The sequence below is a fragment of the Bacillus cereus group sp. N21 genome (assembly GCF_016483395.1).
GTDB lineage: Bacteria > Bacillota > Bacilli > Bacillales > Bacillaceae_G > Bacillus_A > Bacillus_A pseudomycoides.
This window is the reverse complement of the sequence record NZ_JAEHBX010000002.1, coordinates 30494-49208: the sequence shown is the minus strand read 5'-3', so window position 1 is coordinate 49208 and position 18715 is coordinate 30494. Positions and strand designations below refer to the sequence as shown.

Genomic DNA, 18715 nt, shown 5'->3' with positions numbered 1-18715 from the left:
GGTGGCGACAAAAAACAAACGCTTATTTGTCGCCATCTTGAGGGAGCTTAGGGTAAAGCACAAGTTTAAAATCGTCGAGTCTTTGCCATTTTTCTTTCGTATAAACAGCCTTTTCTAAAACTGACTTTAGGAGGCTGTTCTTTTTTTGTGGATCATCTGTCTTGAAATATAGATCTAACACATGCTCGACTTGAGGAATTGTATCTTTCTTCACTTTTTCCTTTGTTATTTCTGTTTTAATTTCTTTTCTGAGGTTTTCCATCGTTTCAGTAATTTCATTAATACGATCGGAAACAACATTAGAACGTTCTAAAAACATATCAACAGTATAAACACCACGCTCTAATAAATCGTGTAAATTATTTTTTTGTTTTTGGACATCCACTAACTCTTTTTCAAGTTTTCGTAAAGTAGCCTCGTTCATTTGGATAATTTGTGTTTCTTTTGTGTTTTTATCTTGCTTATTTTTTTCAAAATCAGCTTTATAATTGATGTACCATTCTTTTAACGCTTCAAATAAACGTTTTTCGATTAGTTCTGTATAACTGGATTTATTTTCACAACCACGATGTTTACAATCCATTGTCTGTTTTCGATTTTTTGGATATCGTTGTACCATGCTGTATCCACATTTTCCGCATTTGATAATCCCAGCTAAGGGATTCTTTAATCCATTCGTATTATAAGGAACGTGATACCTCGTATTTAATTTCTCCTGTGCTTTTTCGAATAAGCTTTCTGGAATAATTGGATCATGTTTTCCATCCGCAATAATCCATTCTGATTTATCTTGTCTAGTGCAACTACGTTTCGTTGCATCTGGGTGTTTCACTTCTTTTCTTTTTTGCCATGTTACTTTTCCGATGTACACATTATTTTTTAACATGTCTAATATACTGTATGGGTTCCAATCGTTACCTAACTTACTTTTGTAGCCAAGTTCATTTAATTTCCGCATAATAGCATTCGCACCCATATCTTCATTGGCATACCATTCAAATATCATTCTTACAACAGAAGCTTCTTCTGGATTAATTGTTAACGTACGCTCACGCTTATTTAAGCGATGGATATCATATCCGTAAGGTGCATGCGTACCAAGGTAATTACCAGCCTCTACACTTGCAATACGCCCACGTTGCATACGACGTGTAATAATCTTTAATTCTTTACGAGCCATAAACGCCTCAAATTCGCTGTATTCTTCGTCCCACTCATCATTAAGGTCATAAGTCTTTCTTGGTGTCATAATCTTCGTATTCGAGCGTTTAAACGTCTCTAAAATGATTCCTTGTTCTTTCATACCACCACGACCTAAACGGTCCATATCCATGCAAAGAACAACATCATATTTGTTATCTTCAATTTCTTCAAGTAGTGCTAGCATTTCCGGACGTTTGACTAAGCTCTCGCCAGAAACGATTTCTTCGCGAACAGCTAAAACATTTAAGTTTTTCTCCTTAGCGATTTTCAGTAGGGTAGAGCGATGCTTTGCTAATGTTTCTCCTTCGCCGCGCGCTTCAGCTTCGAGATCGGCACGTGATTTACGTAAGTAGATTGCTGTTTTCATAGTTAGACCTCCTTGTTACTAGTTATTATACGAGAAGTAGGTAGATAGAAGAAGTAAAGATAATTAAAAATAAAATTAAGCTCCACTTAGGAGCTTTGATTTTATGGGTTTATAGATTCTTCTCTATTTCTCTTTTCTCTTTATTAGTTGTTGAGGTTATGAGTTTTCATCTTCGTTTTTGCTTCCTTGTATTTTTTGGTATTTAAGATAAATTTTACTGGTAAAATCGCATAAATAAAATATATCTTTGTCTGTAGAGTCCTTAGGAAAATAAACAGTTCTTTTTTCATCAATTACAAATCCATGTCTTAAATTTTCAAGTTTTATTTTTCCTTCACTAACGGAACTAATAAGATATTCATCCTTTGGCTTATTAGCATTAATTTTAGAAATTATAAAGAAATATAAAGTAGTCAGTATTATAGGTAATAATAATAGTAGAGTAAGGTTAGTGAGATCGAATTTGACATATGTCATTTTATTAAATGCGAATGAATAGACTATTAATCCAAATATTCCATTGCAAGTCATTATGGTTATAATCTTCGATTTTTCTAATTTATTTATTAATAGTGGCATGAGGGCGATAATTAGTAGTGAAATGAGGAAAAAACCAGTTGACCATATAAGTACACTTCTAGGAAATTCATCTTTAGTGATATCAACCTTATTAAATAAATAATTAAATGTTGATCCGATTAAAACGAATACAAACATAGAATAAACTACACCAATAAGGAAATGCCATAATTTTAAATTTGCTTGTTTGGCTTTATCTAAAAATAATTTACTTATTTCATCAGTTGATATTAATTGAATAAAACGTTGAAATATAAAAGAAATTAAAGTCAATAAGCCACCGACAAGTGCAACGATTGCAGGTGTATATTTAAGTAATTTTTCAAATTCAGAACACACTTGGAATCCCTTCTTTCATTTTTTTGGACTATTATTGAATCATGTGTTTTAGGTGTTTTATTAGTGACATTTGCCTTAGAAGATGCATCTTTGTAATGTTTGTTAATATTAAATTTGATTTTATACAGCTTAGTTTTTATTATTTCATTAAGATGTTAATTTGTATGCTCATAAGACTTTAAGCAAGCAAATCCCCCTGGAACTCCATAAATTTCAGCCACCTCTTGAATTGAAAGGTTGGTATTTTCATATTCAGAAATCATTTCATCAGACAGTAATAATTCCACAGCAAATGTATTTGCTTCAATTTCAAAACGATCTACTGAAAAAAATGTTTGATTGCGTAAGAAGGGAGTATTTGCTTTTGGATGAAGTAAAGCATGTCCTAATTCATGAGCGCAAACAAAACGTTGAAGTGTTTCGTCAATTTGATTATTAATATGAATAAACTTAATGCGCTTATAGGTGTTGTAAAAACCAAGTGTATTTCCTAAGTCAGCATACAACACAGTAATATTTTTTTGCCTGGCAATTTCAAATGGGCTTGTGGTTTGATGTTTTTTTGTGATGTTTAGTACGTATTCTTTGATGTCCATTTAAGCTCACTCCATTAATCTTTTTTATATTTGTTTGGAGTGAATTTTTGTTTTGCCAATTCTTTTGCCATGCGCATGGAGTTTTCAAGCGATATGCGAATCATTTCTTTTGTATGTTCGTCGATTGGTTCACCGTCAAACATTAAGGCTTCTTCACTATTTTTTAATTGTTCTAATGTTTTTTCTAAGTCTTTTGCGATATCGTGTTCTTCTTTCTTTGATAAGTTAGGTGCTATGTTAGATAATACTTCTTTTTTTTCAGTTCTACCTAATAAGTAATCAGTTGACACTTCAAAGAAATCGGCAATTTTTTTTAAAGTATCGTAATCAGGTTCGCGCTGTCCTTGCTCATAATTAGCCAATTTTCCTCTTGAAAAGCCCAACCTTTCAGCAAGATCATATTGACTTAGTTTTTGTTTTTTCCTAAGTTCTGCAATCTTTTTTCCAAGCATAATTTTCCCTTCTTTCTAAATAAGAGTAAAAGCTTTTTTCTTAATTATAGAAACGTTTAGTTTCTAAATCCATAAAGGAAACAAAAAGTTTCCTGTAAATATTGACAGAAACATTTCGTTTCTGTATATTGGGGATATAAAGAAACAAAATGTTTCTTAAAGAGGTGATATAGTGGATAAAAAAAGAAATAAAATGATTAAGCTTAGAAATGGTCAATCTAGAATAATAGTCGCAAAGAAGCTGAAAATCACACCGCAGATGCTAGGTGCGATTGAAAGAGGTGATAGGACACCGTCGTTAGAATTAGCTAAAAGGATAGCTGAATTCTATAGAACAACGATTGATAATCTTTTTTTTGGTTAAAAAGGAAACAAAACGTTTCTAAAGAGGTGGTTAAATGGCAACAATTCAAATGGCAGTACCAACAGATCAGCAGCATAAAAATGTAAAAAGCACTTCAAGAGGTGACACCATGAGCCAACAGGAAGAATATGCAGCGTCTTATGAATTTGGAAAAACAAAAGTCTATGTTGTGGCTCCTGAACCGAAAGCACAAAAGGAGATTGATAAAATCCTTCAAGCATATTATAAGGCTGGTTGGGCCATCATCGATGAAATGCAGACAAAAGAAAATATCGAGGATTAGTTCCTCTCTTTTTACATGAAAAATAGACAGGCCATGTAGGTATTAAATATTTTAATACCTTAACAACTTAATATGGAGGCGAACAAACATGGGAACAAGCATATATTGTAATTCGTCAATTAGTGATTTGTTACAAAATGCGAGAGAGTGTTGTGAAAATGCTGAGTTGAAAACAAAAAAAGGATTAGCAAAGTATCTTGGTATTACATATGAACGCTTACTACGTATTGAATCTGGTCAATCCAAACCGGAATTTGAGCTGGCGATGGATTAGTGTGATGCAACAGGTGCAAACCTGAATAAACAAGCAATTAAACATATTTACGGTGTCGGTTTACCGCCAACAGATCCACGTTTAACAACAGATATAAATTTACAGCTTATGAATTATATCAAACAAGCTGAGGAAGGGATTGCAGCAGCAAGGGAAATCATGAACTTGCAAGTTACAACACGTTCATGGCAAATGGATGAAAAGAAGAAACATGAATATGCAATTCATGCTAAAGAAATTTTCGATACGCTTCAAGCAAGTCAATGTGTGGTACAAGCTTTAGAACAAACTCACTTTGGAATTATGGAACAAATACAAAAAAGGTGGTTGCAAAAAGCAATGTCAGAAAACGTTGTGATTCAAACAATAGACAGTTTATTAACTCTAACTAAGGCTTTTTAAGGAGTGAATACATATGACAGTAGATTATAAAAATCCTAATTTAAATGATTATAAGAATTTGATTCGATATGATGCAAAGTTAAGCGGTGAAATAACAATAGCTAAAACATTTAATGATGTAAAAAAATTAGAAGAATTACAACAAGAAAAGAAGTTAGTGGAAATTCGTATAAAAATTATTGAAGCGTCATTCACGTTAAAACATAAATGGGTAAAAGAAAAAGCTACCGCCTAGGAAACAGTAGCTCTGAAAAAAATATGATAAAGCAATTATAACATTTTATTATTTGTTTGGACAAGCCACTGTGCTTGTCGTTATGACTAGAAAGGATCGTTCTTCCTCCAACCCCCTTTAAAGATATCCCTTTCTGGTTGTAACGATGCGTACAGCATCAATATACATGGAAAAGAGGTGAAAACCATGCCAACTGAATACAATAGTCTTCATGATCTTGTTCTTCTAGGGGACTTTGCATTTGCAAATGAACTTCATGATTGCATGAATACATGCATTTACAACATGTTTAACACTAAATCTCATGAGGAAGCAAATTATTGGGAAGAAGAGCTTAATCGATGTGTAAAAGAGTTTAAGATGCTTCGTGAAGAAAAGGAAGAACATGAAGTATCTAAAAGCTATCGTGTGATTATTAAAGGGCTTCACTCTAAAGGTATTAATGTTTCACTGGTAAGTCGTAGGAAATAAAAAAATCTATCACTTTGCCGAGTGATAGAAGAAAAGGTTTTTTTAATTTAAGTTGGATTAATTATAACAAATCGTAGTTGGTATAACAATGGAGGGTGCTAGATGCTTTTAGACAAAACACTACAAAAAGTATTGCTGAATCCTAAATTGCTTCAGCAATCGACATCAGAACAGCACCTTGTTTATTTAGTAAAGCAATATCTTAAAAAGGTTATAAAAATTATCGCTTATTACGTATAGAGGACGGATTTGCGATATGTAAACGGAAGGATGAATAACATGGCAGTTTATAGACCAGTACAAGTTTCATTTTGGCAGGATGCAAAAGTTATTGAGGAGATGACTCCAGAAGATAAATTATTCAATCTGTATCTTCTTACAAACCCATGTAATACACAAATTGGTGTATATCAAATTACAAAGAAACAAATGGCTTTTGATTTAGGATACTCCATGGAAAGTATTAATGCACTCTTAGATCGTTTTGAAAATCATCATAAATTGGTTAAATACAATCCAGAAACACGAGAACTAGCAATTATCAATTGGGGTAAATATAACCTTAATAGAGGCGGTAAACCAATTGAAGATTGTGTTCGTAAAGAACTTGATGGAGTAACAGATATTAGTCTTATTAGCTTAGTAACTCCAAAAGTTAAAAATGATAAAATTCGTGCTATTTTCGAAGATTTTCTTGCTGTTAACGATACGTGCCACGATACGTCCACGATAAGTGGGGAAAAAGAAGAAGAAAAAGAAAAAGAAGAACAACAACAAGAAGAACGTGCGAATGCGGAAGAGGTTGTTGTTAATCCAATTTCTTTTTACGAGCAAAACTTCGGATTCATTACACCTTTTATCGCAGAAGGCATTAATGCATGGGTAGATGACTTAAATGCAGAGTTAGTTGTTAAGGCAATGGAGATTGCTTTAGAGAAAAATACTAGAAACATGTCTTACGTAAATACGATTTTACGAGATTGGCATCTTAAAGGCTTGAAAACAGTAGGTGATGTTGAGGCAGCTGATAAAGCATTTCGTGATAAACGAACAGCACAAGCAAAGCAACAACCTGTATATCAATCGGCAGCTATGTCTGAATCTACTAAGCAAGTGTTACAGCAGCAGGAATCATGGAAACAAAACATTCCTACAGACGAGGAACTTGCAGCACTTAACCAACAGAATGGATGGATGATGCAATGAGTAACGAAGTCATTCGCAATGTAGAAGCGGAGCAAAGTGTCTTAGGTAGCATCATCATGGAAGGGGAACTGATAAAGGATTGTCAGTTAAAACCAAATCACTTTTCTCTTCCAACACATCAAGCCGTTTTTAAAGCAATGAGAGAGCTTGAAGATGCTGAAAGTCCTATAGATCTTGTGACTGTAGTTGAAAAATTGGATAGTTTTATAAATCAAATTGGTGGCATTCAGTTTTTAGTTAATTTGGCTGAGAGCGTTTCGACAACAAAAAACTTTTCGTATCACGAAGGTCTTGTGATAGAAGCATGGAAAATGCGACATGCTCAAGAGGTAGCTGGTGATTTATATAAACGTCTTCAGAAAGACAAAGATATTAGTGCGATCAGCAATACAATCGATGAACTAAATGCGATAGAGGAAACAGGTTATTCAGGTGAGTTTGATTTAAAAGAAACGCTTGTTGGACTATATAAGAAAATGCAAATCGATGTTGGTGATTTAACAGGTATAAACACTGGGTACAACGATTTGAATCGAATGACTTCTGGATTACAAGCAGGAGACTTAATCATTGTTGGTGCACGTCCAGCAATGGGGAAAACAGCATTTGTATTAAATGTTACTTATCATGCCGCAAGTTCGGATACAGCAGTTGGAATCTTTTCGTTAGAGATGGGAGAGGAACAATTGCTCAAACGAATGATTTCTAGTGCTGGTAACGTTGATGCAACCAAAATGAAAAATCCTAAGAAGCTTTGCAATATCAAAGATTGGGAAAAAATCAGCCAAGCAATGGGATTGATTAACAATCTCTCACTGGAAATATACGATAAGGCAAATGTAACAATGCAAGAAATTTATGCGAAAACCAGGAAGCTGAAACGTAAGCATCCTGATAAAAAGGTATTAATAGCGATTGATTATTTACAGCTTATTGTTGGTGATCCAAAGCATAGAGGGAATCGTATGCAAGAGATTGGCGAGATTAGCCGGAAGCTGAAACTGATGGCTAGGGAATTGGATGTATGTGTAATTGCTTTATCACAGTTAAGTCGTGCTGTTGAGAGCAGACAAGATAAACGTCCTCTGTTATCTGATTTACGTGAGACAGGACAAATTGAGCAAGATGCTGATTTGATTGCATTTTTATATCGTGAAGATTATTACGATGCAGAAACAGCGAATAAAAACATAACTGAAATTATTCTGGCCAAGCAGAGAAATGGTCCTGTTGGTACAGTTGAACTTGCATTTATTAAAGAGTTTAGCAAATTCATTAATTTAGAGAGAAGATATGATAACCAACGGGAGGTACAATGATGTTATTAAGACAGGAAGTTGAACGACGGAAATTGCTCATTATTCGTAAATTACTTAGTTTAGGGTTATCTGAAATAAACGAGAAAACATTAGATCAATTAACATTAACTCAACTTGAAGGGATTTTAACAACAGGCTTGCATGTATTGGAGGGACAGAGCGATGCCAAAGCAGCTAACAATATTTGATGTTGAGCCAGTAGTAGCATTTGATCCTAAGAAAGCGCATATTCATCGGTTGAATTCTCAAGTACGTTTTGCTGATGTGGTTGTTCAAATACCAAGCCAAGCAAGGGCAGTTGATGAGCTAAAGCTTACCACAGCTCCTAGTGAGAAATATGAAATGTTTGAGGAATATACAATTGGGATTTGGCGTTATAAGCGAGCGGAGGATAAACAATTTGAATGGGAAAAAGCCGAAGAACTTTGTAAGAAGGCAAGAGATAATAAAGAACCGATATCAATACGACTTCATCTATCCTTGGAACAATCATTTGTTCCAGAAAACGTTGTGCAATATTTATAGGCAAATAAAAAAGCCGAGATTGCTCCCGACATAATTATTCGACAAAGTAATTATAACACATATAGGAGTGGTTTCGGTGGCAATTATCAAGGAAAACATTGCAGAAATGAAGGCTGAAATTTCATTAGCAGAAAATATGATTTATGTTGTAAAAGATGGACAAGTTCATACAATAGAGCCACCAACAAGTGGCCATGGGGAACAGTCCTTTGTATATAAAAGTGGAAAAGTAACTCGTATGGATGAACGGAAAACACAGTTACTTTAATCAAATTTGAATTTTATTAAGAAATGAGGATACAAAAATGATGGGTATAAATCCGTTACATGAGTGGTGGAAGATGGGGAGTTACACAAAATGGTATCACTATTTTTGTGGAATGCCTCTAATAGCGATTGTAATTGGATTCGCATGAGCAGCTATTAACGTAGGTGGATTCATCTTCGGAGTGATTGATGGGTTTAAAAAGAAAAACTAAACAAAAGCGTTACTTTCTATTGGAAAATCCCCTGCAATTAAGGGGATTTGGGTAACTTTCTATGGAGAGCTATTCTTTAGATAATGGGATTCTTACAGCTTCAAGTCTTTCGTATTCGATAGGACAATGAATAGGAAGTATGATGGACTCTAAAGTTTCGTTTGCTAGAGATTGTTTGAAAATTACTTCACCAGAAGGAGAGAAAAATGTAAATTGGATTTTCGTGTCAGGAGGAATTATTAATTTTGGTGATTTATTTTCCATGTTAATCAACTCCTAAAGTATTTGATTTTCTAAGAATTCCAAAGCGCATTCGATAAATATATATATGAATGCCTTTTCGAGAGCATTACTTTAGTAAATTGAGAAACTTAATAAAATAGTTATTTTGTAGCAAATAAAAAAGAGCACACATATAAATGTGCTCTTAGAAAAATAGGTTCTTATGAGAGAGGGTCTCCATACAATATCATATGCTTGTCTTATTTAAAGGTTCAAAAAATCAGCAAAAATGCTATTTGATATCTGACTTGTATATGTAAAAAGGGCATCTTTTTAAGATGCTCCTAGAAAGAGGGTTCTAATGCCTAATAGGTTTTCACTTATTTTTATATGTATACGTTGGTGTCGCTGTAAGCGTGAAAATTAAATAATTGAAATCACAATATGTATACGCAAAAAAGAGCACTGGTATGCAGTGCTTTTCAAAAGATAGGTGTCAAAGAACACTGAGCCAAAGTGCTCTTTGAATCAATGAGTAGTATAAGATAAGATATGCTAATCTCAAAAAGGTGTTAACAAAATTTTAAAAAACCCTCTATAAAAGTAGGGCGTATGAGTGAATATGCCTCATATCCATAAGTTACAGCTATGGTATAAACGGGATTTGAAATGTTATACAGGGATGAAAAGGATAAATATTAAAAAATTCATTTTGGTATTTAGATTTCTGTATCAGAAAAGAGCACTATAGAAAAGTGCTCTTACAAGAACTGTATTGATGTTTATTTGATACTAAAAATAACTAACAAAAAGAAATTGGAGTTTACTTACTGTTATATAAGATACGGAAAAATTACTGCTTCTTGGATTGTTAAGAATGCGTTTATTAAAATAGTTGCTGTCCGCCCATTTGCTGACCTTGCTGGTTACCCATTTGTTGCCCTTGTTGTCCGCCCATTTGTTGCCCTTGTTGCCCTTGTTGCCCTTGTTGTCCGCCCATTTGGCCAACTTGTGATTGAGCCTGAGAAATAGCTTGATTTACTTGGCTTAATGTCTGATTAGCTTGTAGATATTGTAACCCTTGATTTAGTGTTTGAATAGCTTGTTGAATAGTTTGTTGTAATTGTTGATCAACTTGTTGCATTTGTTGTTGAGACTGCTGGCTAAATTGTTGAAGCTGTTGCATCAGTTGGTTAGCTTGTTGCAATCCTTGTTGCGGTTGTTGACCTTGAGATGCTTGAGATAAAGACTGTTGTAACTGTTGAATTTGATTTTTAAGACTAGTTAATTCTTGTGAAACTTCTAAGTCAGCAGCTTTACGTGCTACAGCTTCAACTTGTTTCTCTGTTCGTTTGTCCATTTTAAAATCCTCCTTTTGTACCCACATAGTAGTGAGCAACATTTTTTATAATGTGCAAACTTTTGCTTTTAATACTAAATGAAAAATAAATTTAAATGTAGAGAATCAGAAAAAGAGACATAAAGATAAAGCCTTAATTGCAAATAGGACAAGCGAAATTGCTTGTCCCATGAGGAGTAAAATAAATTAGGGAAATTTTAAAAGCACCAAAATGACTCGTATTGGTAAATTGACTCATGGATAGTATGTGTGAATGGGAAAAGATTATACAAAATTTGTTAATGATTTGGCAGACAACATTTTTAGTTGCCTGCCTGTGGGTCTCATGAGTTTGTGAGATTAACTAATTGCATACCCATTGAAAGAGAGAGTGAAGCCGCTAGTTCGAACGGCTTATGGATAGTGTGTGCATCCTATTTGAAAATATGTAAAAAAGAAAATGTCTATTTAAAAAATCAAAAAGAGCACAAATATAGTGTGCTCATAGGAAGATAAGTTTTTATGGGTGAGGGTCTTTATACAATAACATATGCTTGTTTCATTTAAATGTGTCAAAAATCAACAAAAACGCTATTTGAAAAAAGGTTGGATTAACCAAAAAGAGCACTTTCGAATAGTGCTCTTTAAGGAGCTAGTTAACATTTGTATTTAGATTATTAATATATGTGTGTATCAGTTAAAGGTGAAAATAAAAATTGCATTTTAAATAAAAGAGCAGCTAGCAAAAGCTAACTGTTCGGCTCCAAGGTATCTCCAAAAGGGGGACGGAGAAAGAAATTTAAATGAGTTTTGGCATACAGCCTATCTACATTATTGACGGAATACTCGTTAAATAAACGTGAGGATATTTTTAATAGTAGGATTTTAAAACACTTTTAATTTAGGGCTGATTCCAAAAAAGTGAAACACTAACAAAATATAATGTTATTAAAAGAGCAGTTCCTATAAGAATTCCTATGAGAACACCTATAAAAATCTTTGTCCATAAATTCTTCATCAATAGACCTCCTTTATGAAGAATATTAACATCTATCCAGAAATTGAACAAAATAATCCATTTAAAAATTACTAAGACGAAAGAAAATGATATAATAATAGAAATTAAATATTTAGTCCTACTGGAAGAACCAGCGGACATCAAACTATTAAGAGTAATAACAATATTGCTCTGTGGTTTGGTGTCCGCTTTTTTTATTTTCATTAATAAAATAGACAAGGAGTGTTTATATATATGACACAATTGACATTCTTACCAAAAATCGACCGTAAAGCAACACAATCTCGATTAGAAGAGGTTCTTGAAAACGTTCGTATTTATAGACAATTTGGGATGATTAGAAATGAAATGAAGGTTACAGCTTCAGGTGAGATAAGATATCATGGACCAACAAATGTAGTAGGGAAACCAGCTGAAGATGTTGCTTTAGCGAATATAGGATTAAGTATAAGAGAAGAAAGGTTAAAACGCCTATCTTTTCAGATCGACAAGGCATTAAGTAGGTTTAGTAAGAATCAAAGAGACATTATTATAAAACGTTATTTAGAAGATGAAGAAGTTTTTGATTATATGGTTTATAACGAGATTGGCATGAGTGAGCGTACATATAGACGTAATAAGTCTAATGCTTTTTATAAACTAGCTTTCGCTCTGAGATTAGAAGCATATGAGGTAGAAAAGCATTATGGAGGGGATGATCTATGAATTTTGTCCAACCTATTCGAGATCCAGAGCAAATACAACAAATTAAAGAATACTTAAAAGAGGAGAATATACGAAACTATATTCTATTTGTAATGGGAATTAATACCGGGCTACGTATTAGTGACATCCTCAAGCTTAAAATAGGTGATTTAAAAGGTAGTCATATTTCAATGAGAGAAAAGAAGACAGGAAAACAGAAACGTATTCAATTGACACCAGCATTAAAAAGAGAATTACGTTGGTATATCGAAGAAAGAGATGATAATGAGTACTTGATTAAGAGTCGCGAAGGAAAGAATAAACCAATCGGACGAAGTATGGCATATAAGATACTTAGAAGTACTGCAGCAGAGTTTGGGTTAGACGAAATAGGAACGCATACATTACGTAAGACATTCGGCTATCATATGTACATGCAAACGAAGAATATCGCATGGCTGATGGAGATATTTAACCATTCATCCGAAAGAGTTACATTAAGATACATAGGTGTTAACCAAGATGCAATGGATAAAGCTATGACCAGATTCAAAATATAGCAACATCCTTTTTATTTTTTTGTCTTTTATAGTTATCCATTTTTTATGTGTTGTGTAACTCAAAAAGGAAAGTGTTATGAAGCTATGGATATCAAGGGATTCAGCGATAGGGGCAGTTACACAAAATATAAGATATGGGTAAGTGAAGCGACGGTATAAAAAAGAAGCGTTGTTCTTTAAATGGACATACCGTTCTATTACCATCAAGTTAAGAAATTCATTGTTTCCGATTAGTAATATCCGTTTTTATATAATTATTATTGATTTTGAAAAAATAAAAAATCGCCATATTAAAGGCGATTCATAGTTTATTCATTTTGCATTTTTTTGATGAATAAGTATCTTTTTAAGTTAAATGCAATGTTCTACATTAACGTCTTTCTGGTTCTTTTTCTTTTCTTCTAAGACCGAATAAACCTACTAGTCCTAATAAACCAAGCCATGCCCAATTATTATTATTATTATCACGATCATTATTCAAATCATTTGTTGTATTCACATTTCGAGTTCTAGTATCATAATTAACTCTATTCATGTTATTGTCATTAACTCGAGTTGTAATATTATTATTGTTAACTCTATCCGTATTATATCCATCGTATTCAGCATGGACGCTTGTACCAAAAACCAAAATAGTTAGTAATAGGGCACCTAAAATAGATGACAGTTTTTTCTTCATGGTTTTCCCTCCTTTCATATTTAGTAATGTCTCCAGTTCCTTTAGACAATATTCGTTTAAGAATATATAAATTCATTTGAGTTAAAATTATGATAAATATCTTTAATTTCTATTATTAAAAGTACTGATAATAATGGATTATGTTAATTGAAATATATGTGTTATTTATATGAATAATTTTTTTGTAGCAGTACATTCTATAAGGTGTAATTACTATATATGGGTAAGGTGTGCCTTATGAGTTATAAGAACTTATTTTCTTTAACCCGGAACATGGTTGGGGAAATTTTTTCTATAGTAAGAGTTGTTATTAAAAGTTTAATTTCTTTAAGGAGGAATATTTTAATGGGTGTTTTAAGTGGAAATCCACAAAATGAACCAATGCACTACGGAGAAGTCTTTGGGATTTGGAGTTATCTTGCAGCAGCACAAGGTGCAATCGCTGGTTATCAAGTTCTCATTAACCATACAGGAGATGAGGACTTAAAGAAATTTTTAGAAAACCTTGTAGACAATGATATCCAATCAGAAGTTGAAGAATTAAAAAATTTATTAAAATTAAATGGTGTTGCATTACCGCCAGCACCTCCAGAAAGACCAGTTGCATCTATTGAAACTATTCCACCTGGTGCTCGTATAAATGACGCAGAAATTGCAGCAACGGTTTCTGCAGGTCTTGCAGCAGGTTTGGTAGCATGTAGCCAAGCTATGGGACAATCACTTCGAGAAGATGTAGGAATGATGTTTGGTCAATTCCATATGAAAAAAGCACAAGCTGGAGCTATATTGCTTCGTCTGAATAAGAAAAAAGGTTGGATTATTCCACCTCCATTACATGTTCTACAATCAGATCAAGCATAATACCTAAATGAAAATTCAATTTATTCTTTATGGCTGTTGCAATGAGCTTGTCTAGGGAAATAAGGATTATTGACAAATTAAAATAAGTGGCAGAGTCGTGACCGCTTTTTGGCAGTAAATGTGCCGGTTGTTTTGGAATTACCGTGTTATATTTGTATTGTGAGTAATGGCGGAAAACATTGCTCACAAGGATTCTTTTATAAAATTCTAAACGGCTTCATATTGACGGCATAATTTAAAATCCGTAACCAGCTTTAATGGTACTGATTGAATGATATCGTTAATATAGGAGGGCTTTTTGCTCTTCTCTCAGGAACTTGATACTGTGTAGATGCAGTTGTGCAAACAACATTGGCTTCTTGAGAAAAGAATAAAACTTCATTTACCGTATTTAAATTACAATTTAATAAGTAGTGATATAGCATCCATTCGGGTGCTTTTCTTTGTTATATAGAAATTACACATTAAACTAGTGAACATTTGAATGAGACAAGCATATACTACTTGTACCTCATTAACTTTAGTAGCCTTGACTTTCGTTAATGGGATTCTCGTAATCCCTTAAAAGGAGCGCTCGCGGAAACGGGTGCTCTTTTTATTATATAAAGCGGATAGTTTTAACAGGAAGGAAGATAAATGATGGACGAAATACAACGATTTATTGCTAACAATACACATCAACTTGGATATATTATGGAAGAAGCTAGCAGGAAGTGGAAAGAGCAAGACCCTAAAGGCGCCTTGACAGTGGGACCATGTAAAGGAGTTATAGATTCTTATGGTAGTTATTATGATCTTTTAGAAAAGTTAGCATGCCTTCAAGAATGAAAGAACATTAAGCATAATGATTAAACCAATATCAATTATCCTAGGCGCTGCCGTTATCGGTTTAGCGTCTTATTTTATTGTGAGGAAGTGATGGGGTGTTTTGGTTAGGAGGTCTTATGGGATACTTCATAGGTACACTTGTTACTTTATTAGTAGTATATTTTGGTTATCGCATTGGTGAGGATAAAGAAGGTTAAGGGGTGAAGGAATGAACATTAATATTGAATCACTTAGAGAAGCCTTTAACAAGTTAGCGTATGAATTATATAAAGTAATCTCTCAGTTGTTTTCTAGCTACTGGGAACAAATTAAAGAACTTTCAGCAAAGTATATGGAGTATAAGTTGGAACGTCCAGAGCGTCCAGTATATGGATACGTTAAACATAAAGTAATAAGATCACAGGTTATGTATCGTAAGCCTATCTGTGTACGAGCAAGGATGGTGTGCTAATGATTGACTATATTAAACTCATAAGAGAATGAAAACTTATGAAGTTCTACAAGTCTAAAGAGTGGAGAGAGCTAAGGCTTAAAGCTTTAAAGCGAGATAACTATGAATGTCAGATGTGTAAGTCAAAAGGTAAATACAAACCTGCTGAGAATGTGCATCATCTTAAAGAAGTAAAGACGCATCCACATTTAGCATTAGACTTGGATAACTTACAATGTTTATGCATTCGATGTCATAATGAAGTACATGATCGGTTAGATAAGATTGAGAAGAAAAAACCTAAGTTCTTGAATGAGGAACGGTGGTAGCTATGATTATTGTGGATGGTAGTTGGACATTCGATACTGACTTAATGATTCAATATGCTGATACTGATAAGGAAGAACGAACTTCATATGAACGTGACATGTTGAATCAGTTTAGAAAGTATTCTTACTGGCGTTACTGTCAGATAAGAGACTGTGTTAATCCAAGGAAGTGCAAACGACTTAAACTTATTGATGTAAGAGAAAGATCGCAAGATGAAGAGAAATTAAAATTTACTATAGATATTCTAAAGATTTCTAGTGAAGAAGTCTTTTTTATTTTAGATTTTATCGAAACATACTTTGAATTAGTTTCCTAAAACCCCCCCCGGTCAAAAATTTTAGCTTTTTTTCTGGGGAACCATTCAACGGGGAGGGGACGTCGGAAAAAATATTTTTTGATTTTCTCACGTGAGGGGGAGGGGTGTACACAAAATACAGGGTGCATCCTTTTTAAATTCGTTTAAAACCGCCTCAAATACGATGCATGGAAAGAGGTGGTGAATATGGATGAATAATAATGCGACACCTCAAGAAGCCGCTCACAGTGACTATTTAAGCGGTATGAAGTATAAGGATATAGCAGAAAAATATTCTGTTTCTATGAATACCGTCAAGTCCTGGAAAAAAAGATATAACTGGCAAAGAGAGGGTGCACACAAAACACAAAAGGTTGCACCAAGAAAGAAAAGGGTGCACACAAAACTAAAACCGAAAATTAATCAGCTAAAAGAGACCATTAAACAAGATTTGATGAATCAATTGCAGGAAAACGGAACATTCGGTGCACATTATGTAGATTTATTATCTGACTATATGGCACTTTGGGATATTAAAAACAATCTCATTCTTGATATAGAAGAAAGGGGTGTTGTTGTTGATTGGTCGAATGGAAAGCAAAGGGGCAAAAAGAAAAATGAAAGTATTAGTGAACTAAATAAAACGAATGCTCAAATGCTTAAACTTTTAGCAGAACTAGGATTGAAAGCAACAGAAGTAGATAAGGATGATGATGATGACGAAGACGTATAATTATCACCCCTACATTGATGATTACATGAGAATGGTTGAAAATGGAGAAATTCAAGCTTGTAAAGAACAAAAACAGCTTATGGAATTTCTACGATGGAAATTAGATCAACCAAACGTTGTAATAGATGCAGAAGCAATTGGAAAATCAGTGAGTGTTCCAGCACCTTATTTTCCTTTTCAATTATTCCCTTGGCAGAAGTTTTGCAATGCATTTATATTTGGCGTTCGTTATGATGATGGTCGATTGATGTTTGATCGCTTTTTTAATTTATTAGGGCGTGGTGCTGGTAAGAATGGTTGGATGGGTTACGATAGTTTTTTTATGCTGACATCACATCATGGAATACCAAACTACGATATTGATATTGTTGCAACATCAGAAGATCAAGCAAAAACCTCATTCGAAGATGTTTACAATGTTTTAGATGATCCAAAACATAAGAAAAAAATGAAGAAGAATTTTTATAAGTCTCAAACATTGATTCAACATAAGCGTACAAAATCAAAAATGAACTATAATACATCAAATGCTAGAACAAAAGATGGTAAGCGTTCTGGTATTGTTATTTTCGATGAGATACATGAATATGACAATTACAAGAATATAAAGGTATTTACTTCTGGTCTTGGTAAAAAGAAAGATCCACGTATTTTCTATATTTCTACAGATGGTTATGTTCGTGGTGGTGTTCTTGATGATTTAAAAGAAGAAGCAAGAGCAGTATTGAATAAAGAGTTGCCAGATTCCACATTATTTCCGTTCATTTGTAAATTAGATGATCCGTCAGAAGTAGATAATGAAGAAATGTGGGAAAAAGCAAATCCATCATACCGATATAATCCATCTTTACAACAAAAAATGCGTCAAGAATACTACGATATGCAGAAAAACAGTTCATTACGTATTGAATTTATGACAAAACGAATGAATTCGCCAGTTGAAGATTCTAGAAAAGAGGTTGCAATCTATGAAGATAGATTAGCAACAGATCAACTTTTTCCAGAGAATCTAAAAGGTATTGATGCAGTAGGCGGTATTGATTTTGCAGATGTTCGAGACTTTTGTTCTGTTGGTTTGTTATTTAAACATGATGGGAAAAGATATTGGATGCAGCACACTTTCATTCATCATATGGCTTTAAAATTGCAAGATATCAACCCCGATATTATTGAAATTGCAAAAGAAAAAGGATTATGTACGATTGTTTATGATAAATCCATTGATGCAGATCGTGTTGTAAATTGGTATTTAGAACAAGCAAAAATATTTAATATCAAGAAAGTCGCTTGTGATAGTTTCCGTGCTTCTATCTTAGAGGAGAAATTCAAAGAAACGGGTATTCCTTTAGAAATTGTAAGAAGAGGCCCGATTACACATGCAAAATTAGCACCATTAATTGATGAGATGTTTATTAAACAGTTAATTGTATTTGGTGATGATCCGCTAATGCGTTGGTATGTAGGGAATGTTTATGTAGATGAAAAAGGAAATGGTAACAAAGAGTATTGCAAGATTGATAAAGAGAAACGGAAAACAGATGGTTTCTTTGCTTTTACTCATGCTTTAACACAAGATAGTGAATTAACAGAAGCAAAACCATTTTCTGTTGGTGCATTTAAAGTAAGAATTTACTAGAAAGGC

General features: G+C 33.5%; 25 protein-coding genes and 1 pseudogene. 19 read left to right on the top strand and 7 right to left on the bottom strand.

The genetic code is table 11. The annotated features are described in order from the left end of the window. Positions 1-22 precede the first annotated feature (22 nt). From JDS96_RS01305 to JDS96_RS01290, 4 genes are all read right to left on the bottom strand, one after another. Positions 23-1570, bottom strand: coding sequence for a recombinase family protein (locus JDS96_RS01305; RefSeq protein WP_199665796.1), 1548 nt, complete (start codon positions 1568-1570; stop codon positions 23-25). Positions 1571-1726: 156 nt separating this feature from the next. Next, on the bottom strand, positions 1727-2488 hold the full coding sequence (locus tag JDS96_RS01300) for an MFS transporter (RefSeq protein ID WP_199665795.1): 762 nt from the start codon (positions 2486-2488) through the stop codon (positions 1727-1729). A gap of 155 nt (positions 2489-2643) precedes the next feature. After that, positions 2644-3084 carry an ImmA/IrrE family metallo-endopeptidase gene (locus JDS96_RS01295; RefSeq protein ID WP_098125116.1) on the bottom strand — a complete coding sequence of 147 codons (441 nt, stop codon included), beginning with the start codon at positions 3082-3084 and terminating at the stop codon, positions 2644-2646. Positions 3085-3098: 14 nt separating this feature from the next. After that, positions 3099-3536, bottom strand: a complete 438-nt coding sequence (locus JDS96_RS01290) for a helix-turn-helix domain-containing protein (RefSeq protein ID WP_098125117.1) — start codon at positions 3534-3536, stop codon at positions 3099-3101. Positions 3537-3708: 172 nt separating this feature from the next. On the opposite strand from JDS96_RS01290, the gene JDS96_RS01285 reads away from it, so the two are divergent. The 10 genes and pseudogenes from JDS96_RS01285 (at position 3709) to JDS96_RS01240 (ending at position 8883) form a co-directional block, all read left to right on the top strand. After that, positions 3709-3900, top strand: a complete 192-nt coding sequence (locus JDS96_RS01285) for a helix-turn-helix transcriptional regulator (protein WP_098125118.1) — start codon at positions 3709-3711, stop codon at positions 3898-3900. Positions 3901-3934: 34 nt separating this feature from the next. After that, on the top strand, positions 3935-4183 hold the full coding sequence (locus tag JDS96_RS01280) for a hypothetical protein (RefSeq protein WP_199665794.1): 249 nt from the start codon (positions 3935-3937) through the stop codon (positions 4181-4183). An 88-nt stretch (positions 4184-4271) separates the two neighbouring features. Further along, a pseudogene (locus JDS96_RS01275) lies at positions 4272-4859 on the top strand (sporulation sigma factor-processing peptidase). Between the two features lie 13 nt (positions 4860-4872). Further along, complete coding sequence (locus JDS96_RS01270; protein ID WP_040118945.1) at positions 4873-5094, top strand: hypothetical protein; 222 nt, start codon at positions 4873-4875, stop codon at positions 5092-5094. Positions 5095-5280: 186 nt separating this feature from the next. Then, positions 5281-5565, top strand: coding sequence for a hypothetical protein (locus JDS96_RS01265; protein ID WP_199665793.1), 285 nt, complete (start codon positions 5281-5283; stop codon positions 5563-5565). Between the two features lie 279 nt (positions 5566-5844). After that, the gene (locus JDS96_RS01260) at positions 5845-6771 is read left to right on the top strand and encodes a DnaD domain-containing protein (RefSeq protein ID WP_199665792.1); all 927 of its coding nucleotides are present in this window, start codon (positions 5845-5847) and stop codon (positions 6769-6771) included. Continuing rightward, the gene (dnaB, locus tag JDS96_RS01255; protein ID WP_018780948.1) at positions 6768-8090 is read left to right on the top strand and encodes a replicative DNA helicase; all 1323 of its coding nucleotides are present in this window, start codon (positions 6768-6770) and stop codon (positions 8088-8090) included. Before JDS96_RS01260 ends, dnaB begins: the two co-directional genes overlap by 4 nt. Beyond that, on the top strand, positions 8090-8278 hold the full coding sequence (locus JDS96_RS01250) for a hypothetical protein (protein WP_003199559.1): 189 nt from the start codon (positions 8090-8092) through the stop codon (positions 8276-8278). Before dnaB ends, JDS96_RS01250 begins: the two co-directional genes overlap by 1 nt. After that, a complete protein-coding gene (locus tag JDS96_RS01245) occupies positions 8253-8615 on the top strand; it encodes a cell division protein SepF (RefSeq protein WP_098135992.1) in 363 nt (120 codons plus the stop codon). Before JDS96_RS01250 ends, JDS96_RS01245 begins: the two co-directional genes overlap by 26 nt. 76 nt (positions 8616-8691) lie before the next feature. Further along, positions 8692-8883, top strand: coding sequence for a DUF3954 domain-containing protein (locus JDS96_RS01240; protein ID WP_098125126.1), 192 nt, complete (start codon positions 8692-8694; stop codon positions 8881-8883). Positions 8884-9163: 280 nt separating this feature from the next. Here the strand turns inward: JDS96_RS01240 and JDS96_RS01235 are convergent, their stop codons facing one another. Next, positions 9164-9358, bottom strand: a complete 195-nt coding sequence (locus JDS96_RS01235; protein WP_003208133.1) for a hypothetical protein — start codon at positions 9356-9358, stop codon at positions 9164-9166. Between the two features lie 844 nt (positions 9359-10202). After that, positions 10203-10676 (bottom strand): hypothetical protein, encoded by a 474-nt coding sequence (locus tag JDS96_RS01230; RefSeq protein ID WP_199665791.1) that lies wholly within the window; start codon positions 10674-10676, stop codon positions 10203-10205. Between the two features lie 1231 nt (positions 10677-11907). Here JDS96_RS01230 and JDS96_RS01225 point away from each other — a divergent pair. Together JDS96_RS01225 and JDS96_RS01220 are read left to right on the top strand one after the other, a co-directional pair. Further along, positions 11908-12378, top strand: coding sequence for an ArpU family phage packaging/lysis transcriptional regulator (locus tag JDS96_RS01225; protein WP_199665790.1), 471 nt, complete (start codon positions 11908-11910; stop codon positions 12376-12378). Then, positions 12375-12917, top strand: a complete 543-nt coding sequence (locus JDS96_RS01220) for a site-specific integrase (RefSeq protein ID WP_199665789.1) — start codon at positions 12375-12377, stop codon at positions 12915-12917. The genes JDS96_RS01225 and JDS96_RS01220 overlap by 4 nt, the downstream gene beginning before the upstream one ends. A 370-nt stretch (positions 12918-13287) precedes the next feature. Here JDS96_RS01220 and JDS96_RS01215 read toward each other — a convergent pair whose 3' ends face one another. Next, entirely contained in the window at positions 13288-13596 is a 309-nt protein-coding gene (locus JDS96_RS01215) for a WGxxGxxG family protein (RefSeq protein WP_199665788.1), read from the bottom strand. Positions 13597-13941: 345 nt separating this feature from the next. Here JDS96_RS01215 and JDS96_RS01210 point away from each other — a divergent pair, with 345 nt between their 5' ends. The 7 genes from JDS96_RS01210 (at position 13942) to JDS96_RS01180 (ending at position 18709) form a co-directional block, all read left to right on the top strand. Continuing rightward, positions 13942-14457: a DUF3231 family protein gene (locus JDS96_RS01210; RefSeq protein WP_199665787.1), complete on the top strand. Its 516-nt coding sequence runs from the start codon at positions 13942-13944 to the stop codon at positions 14455-14457. Positions 14458-15096: 639 nt separating this feature from the next. After that, entirely contained in the window at positions 15097-15285 is a 189-nt protein-coding gene (locus tag JDS96_RS01205; protein WP_231398641.1) for a hypothetical protein, read from the top strand. 208 nt (positions 15286-15493) lie between these two features. Further along, positions 15494-15736 (top strand): hypothetical protein, encoded by a 243-nt coding sequence (locus tag JDS96_RS01200; RefSeq protein WP_033796356.1) that lies wholly within the window; start codon positions 15494-15496, stop codon positions 15734-15736. Between the two features lie 38 nt (positions 15737-15774). Then, entirely contained in the window at positions 15775-16044 is a 270-nt protein-coding gene (locus JDS96_RS01195; RefSeq protein ID WP_180229605.1) for an HNH endonuclease, read from the top strand. 2 nt (positions 16045-16046) lie between these two features. Further along, positions 16047-16361 (top strand): hypothetical protein, encoded by a 315-nt coding sequence (locus JDS96_RS01190; protein WP_033796355.1) that lies wholly within the window; start codon positions 16047-16049, stop codon positions 16359-16361. Between the two features lie 190 nt (positions 16362-16551). Then, a complete protein-coding gene (locus tag JDS96_RS01185) occupies positions 16552-17073 on the top strand; it encodes a P27 family phage terminase small subunit (protein ID WP_199665786.1) in 522 nt (173 codons plus the stop codon). Beyond that, the gene (locus tag JDS96_RS01180) at positions 17057-18709 is read left to right on the top strand and encodes a terminase TerL endonuclease subunit (RefSeq protein ID WP_199665785.1); all 1653 of its coding nucleotides are present in this window, start codon (positions 17057-17059) and stop codon (positions 18707-18709) included. Before JDS96_RS01185 ends, JDS96_RS01180 begins: the two co-directional genes overlap by 17 nt. Positions 18710-18715 lie beyond the last annotated feature (6 nt).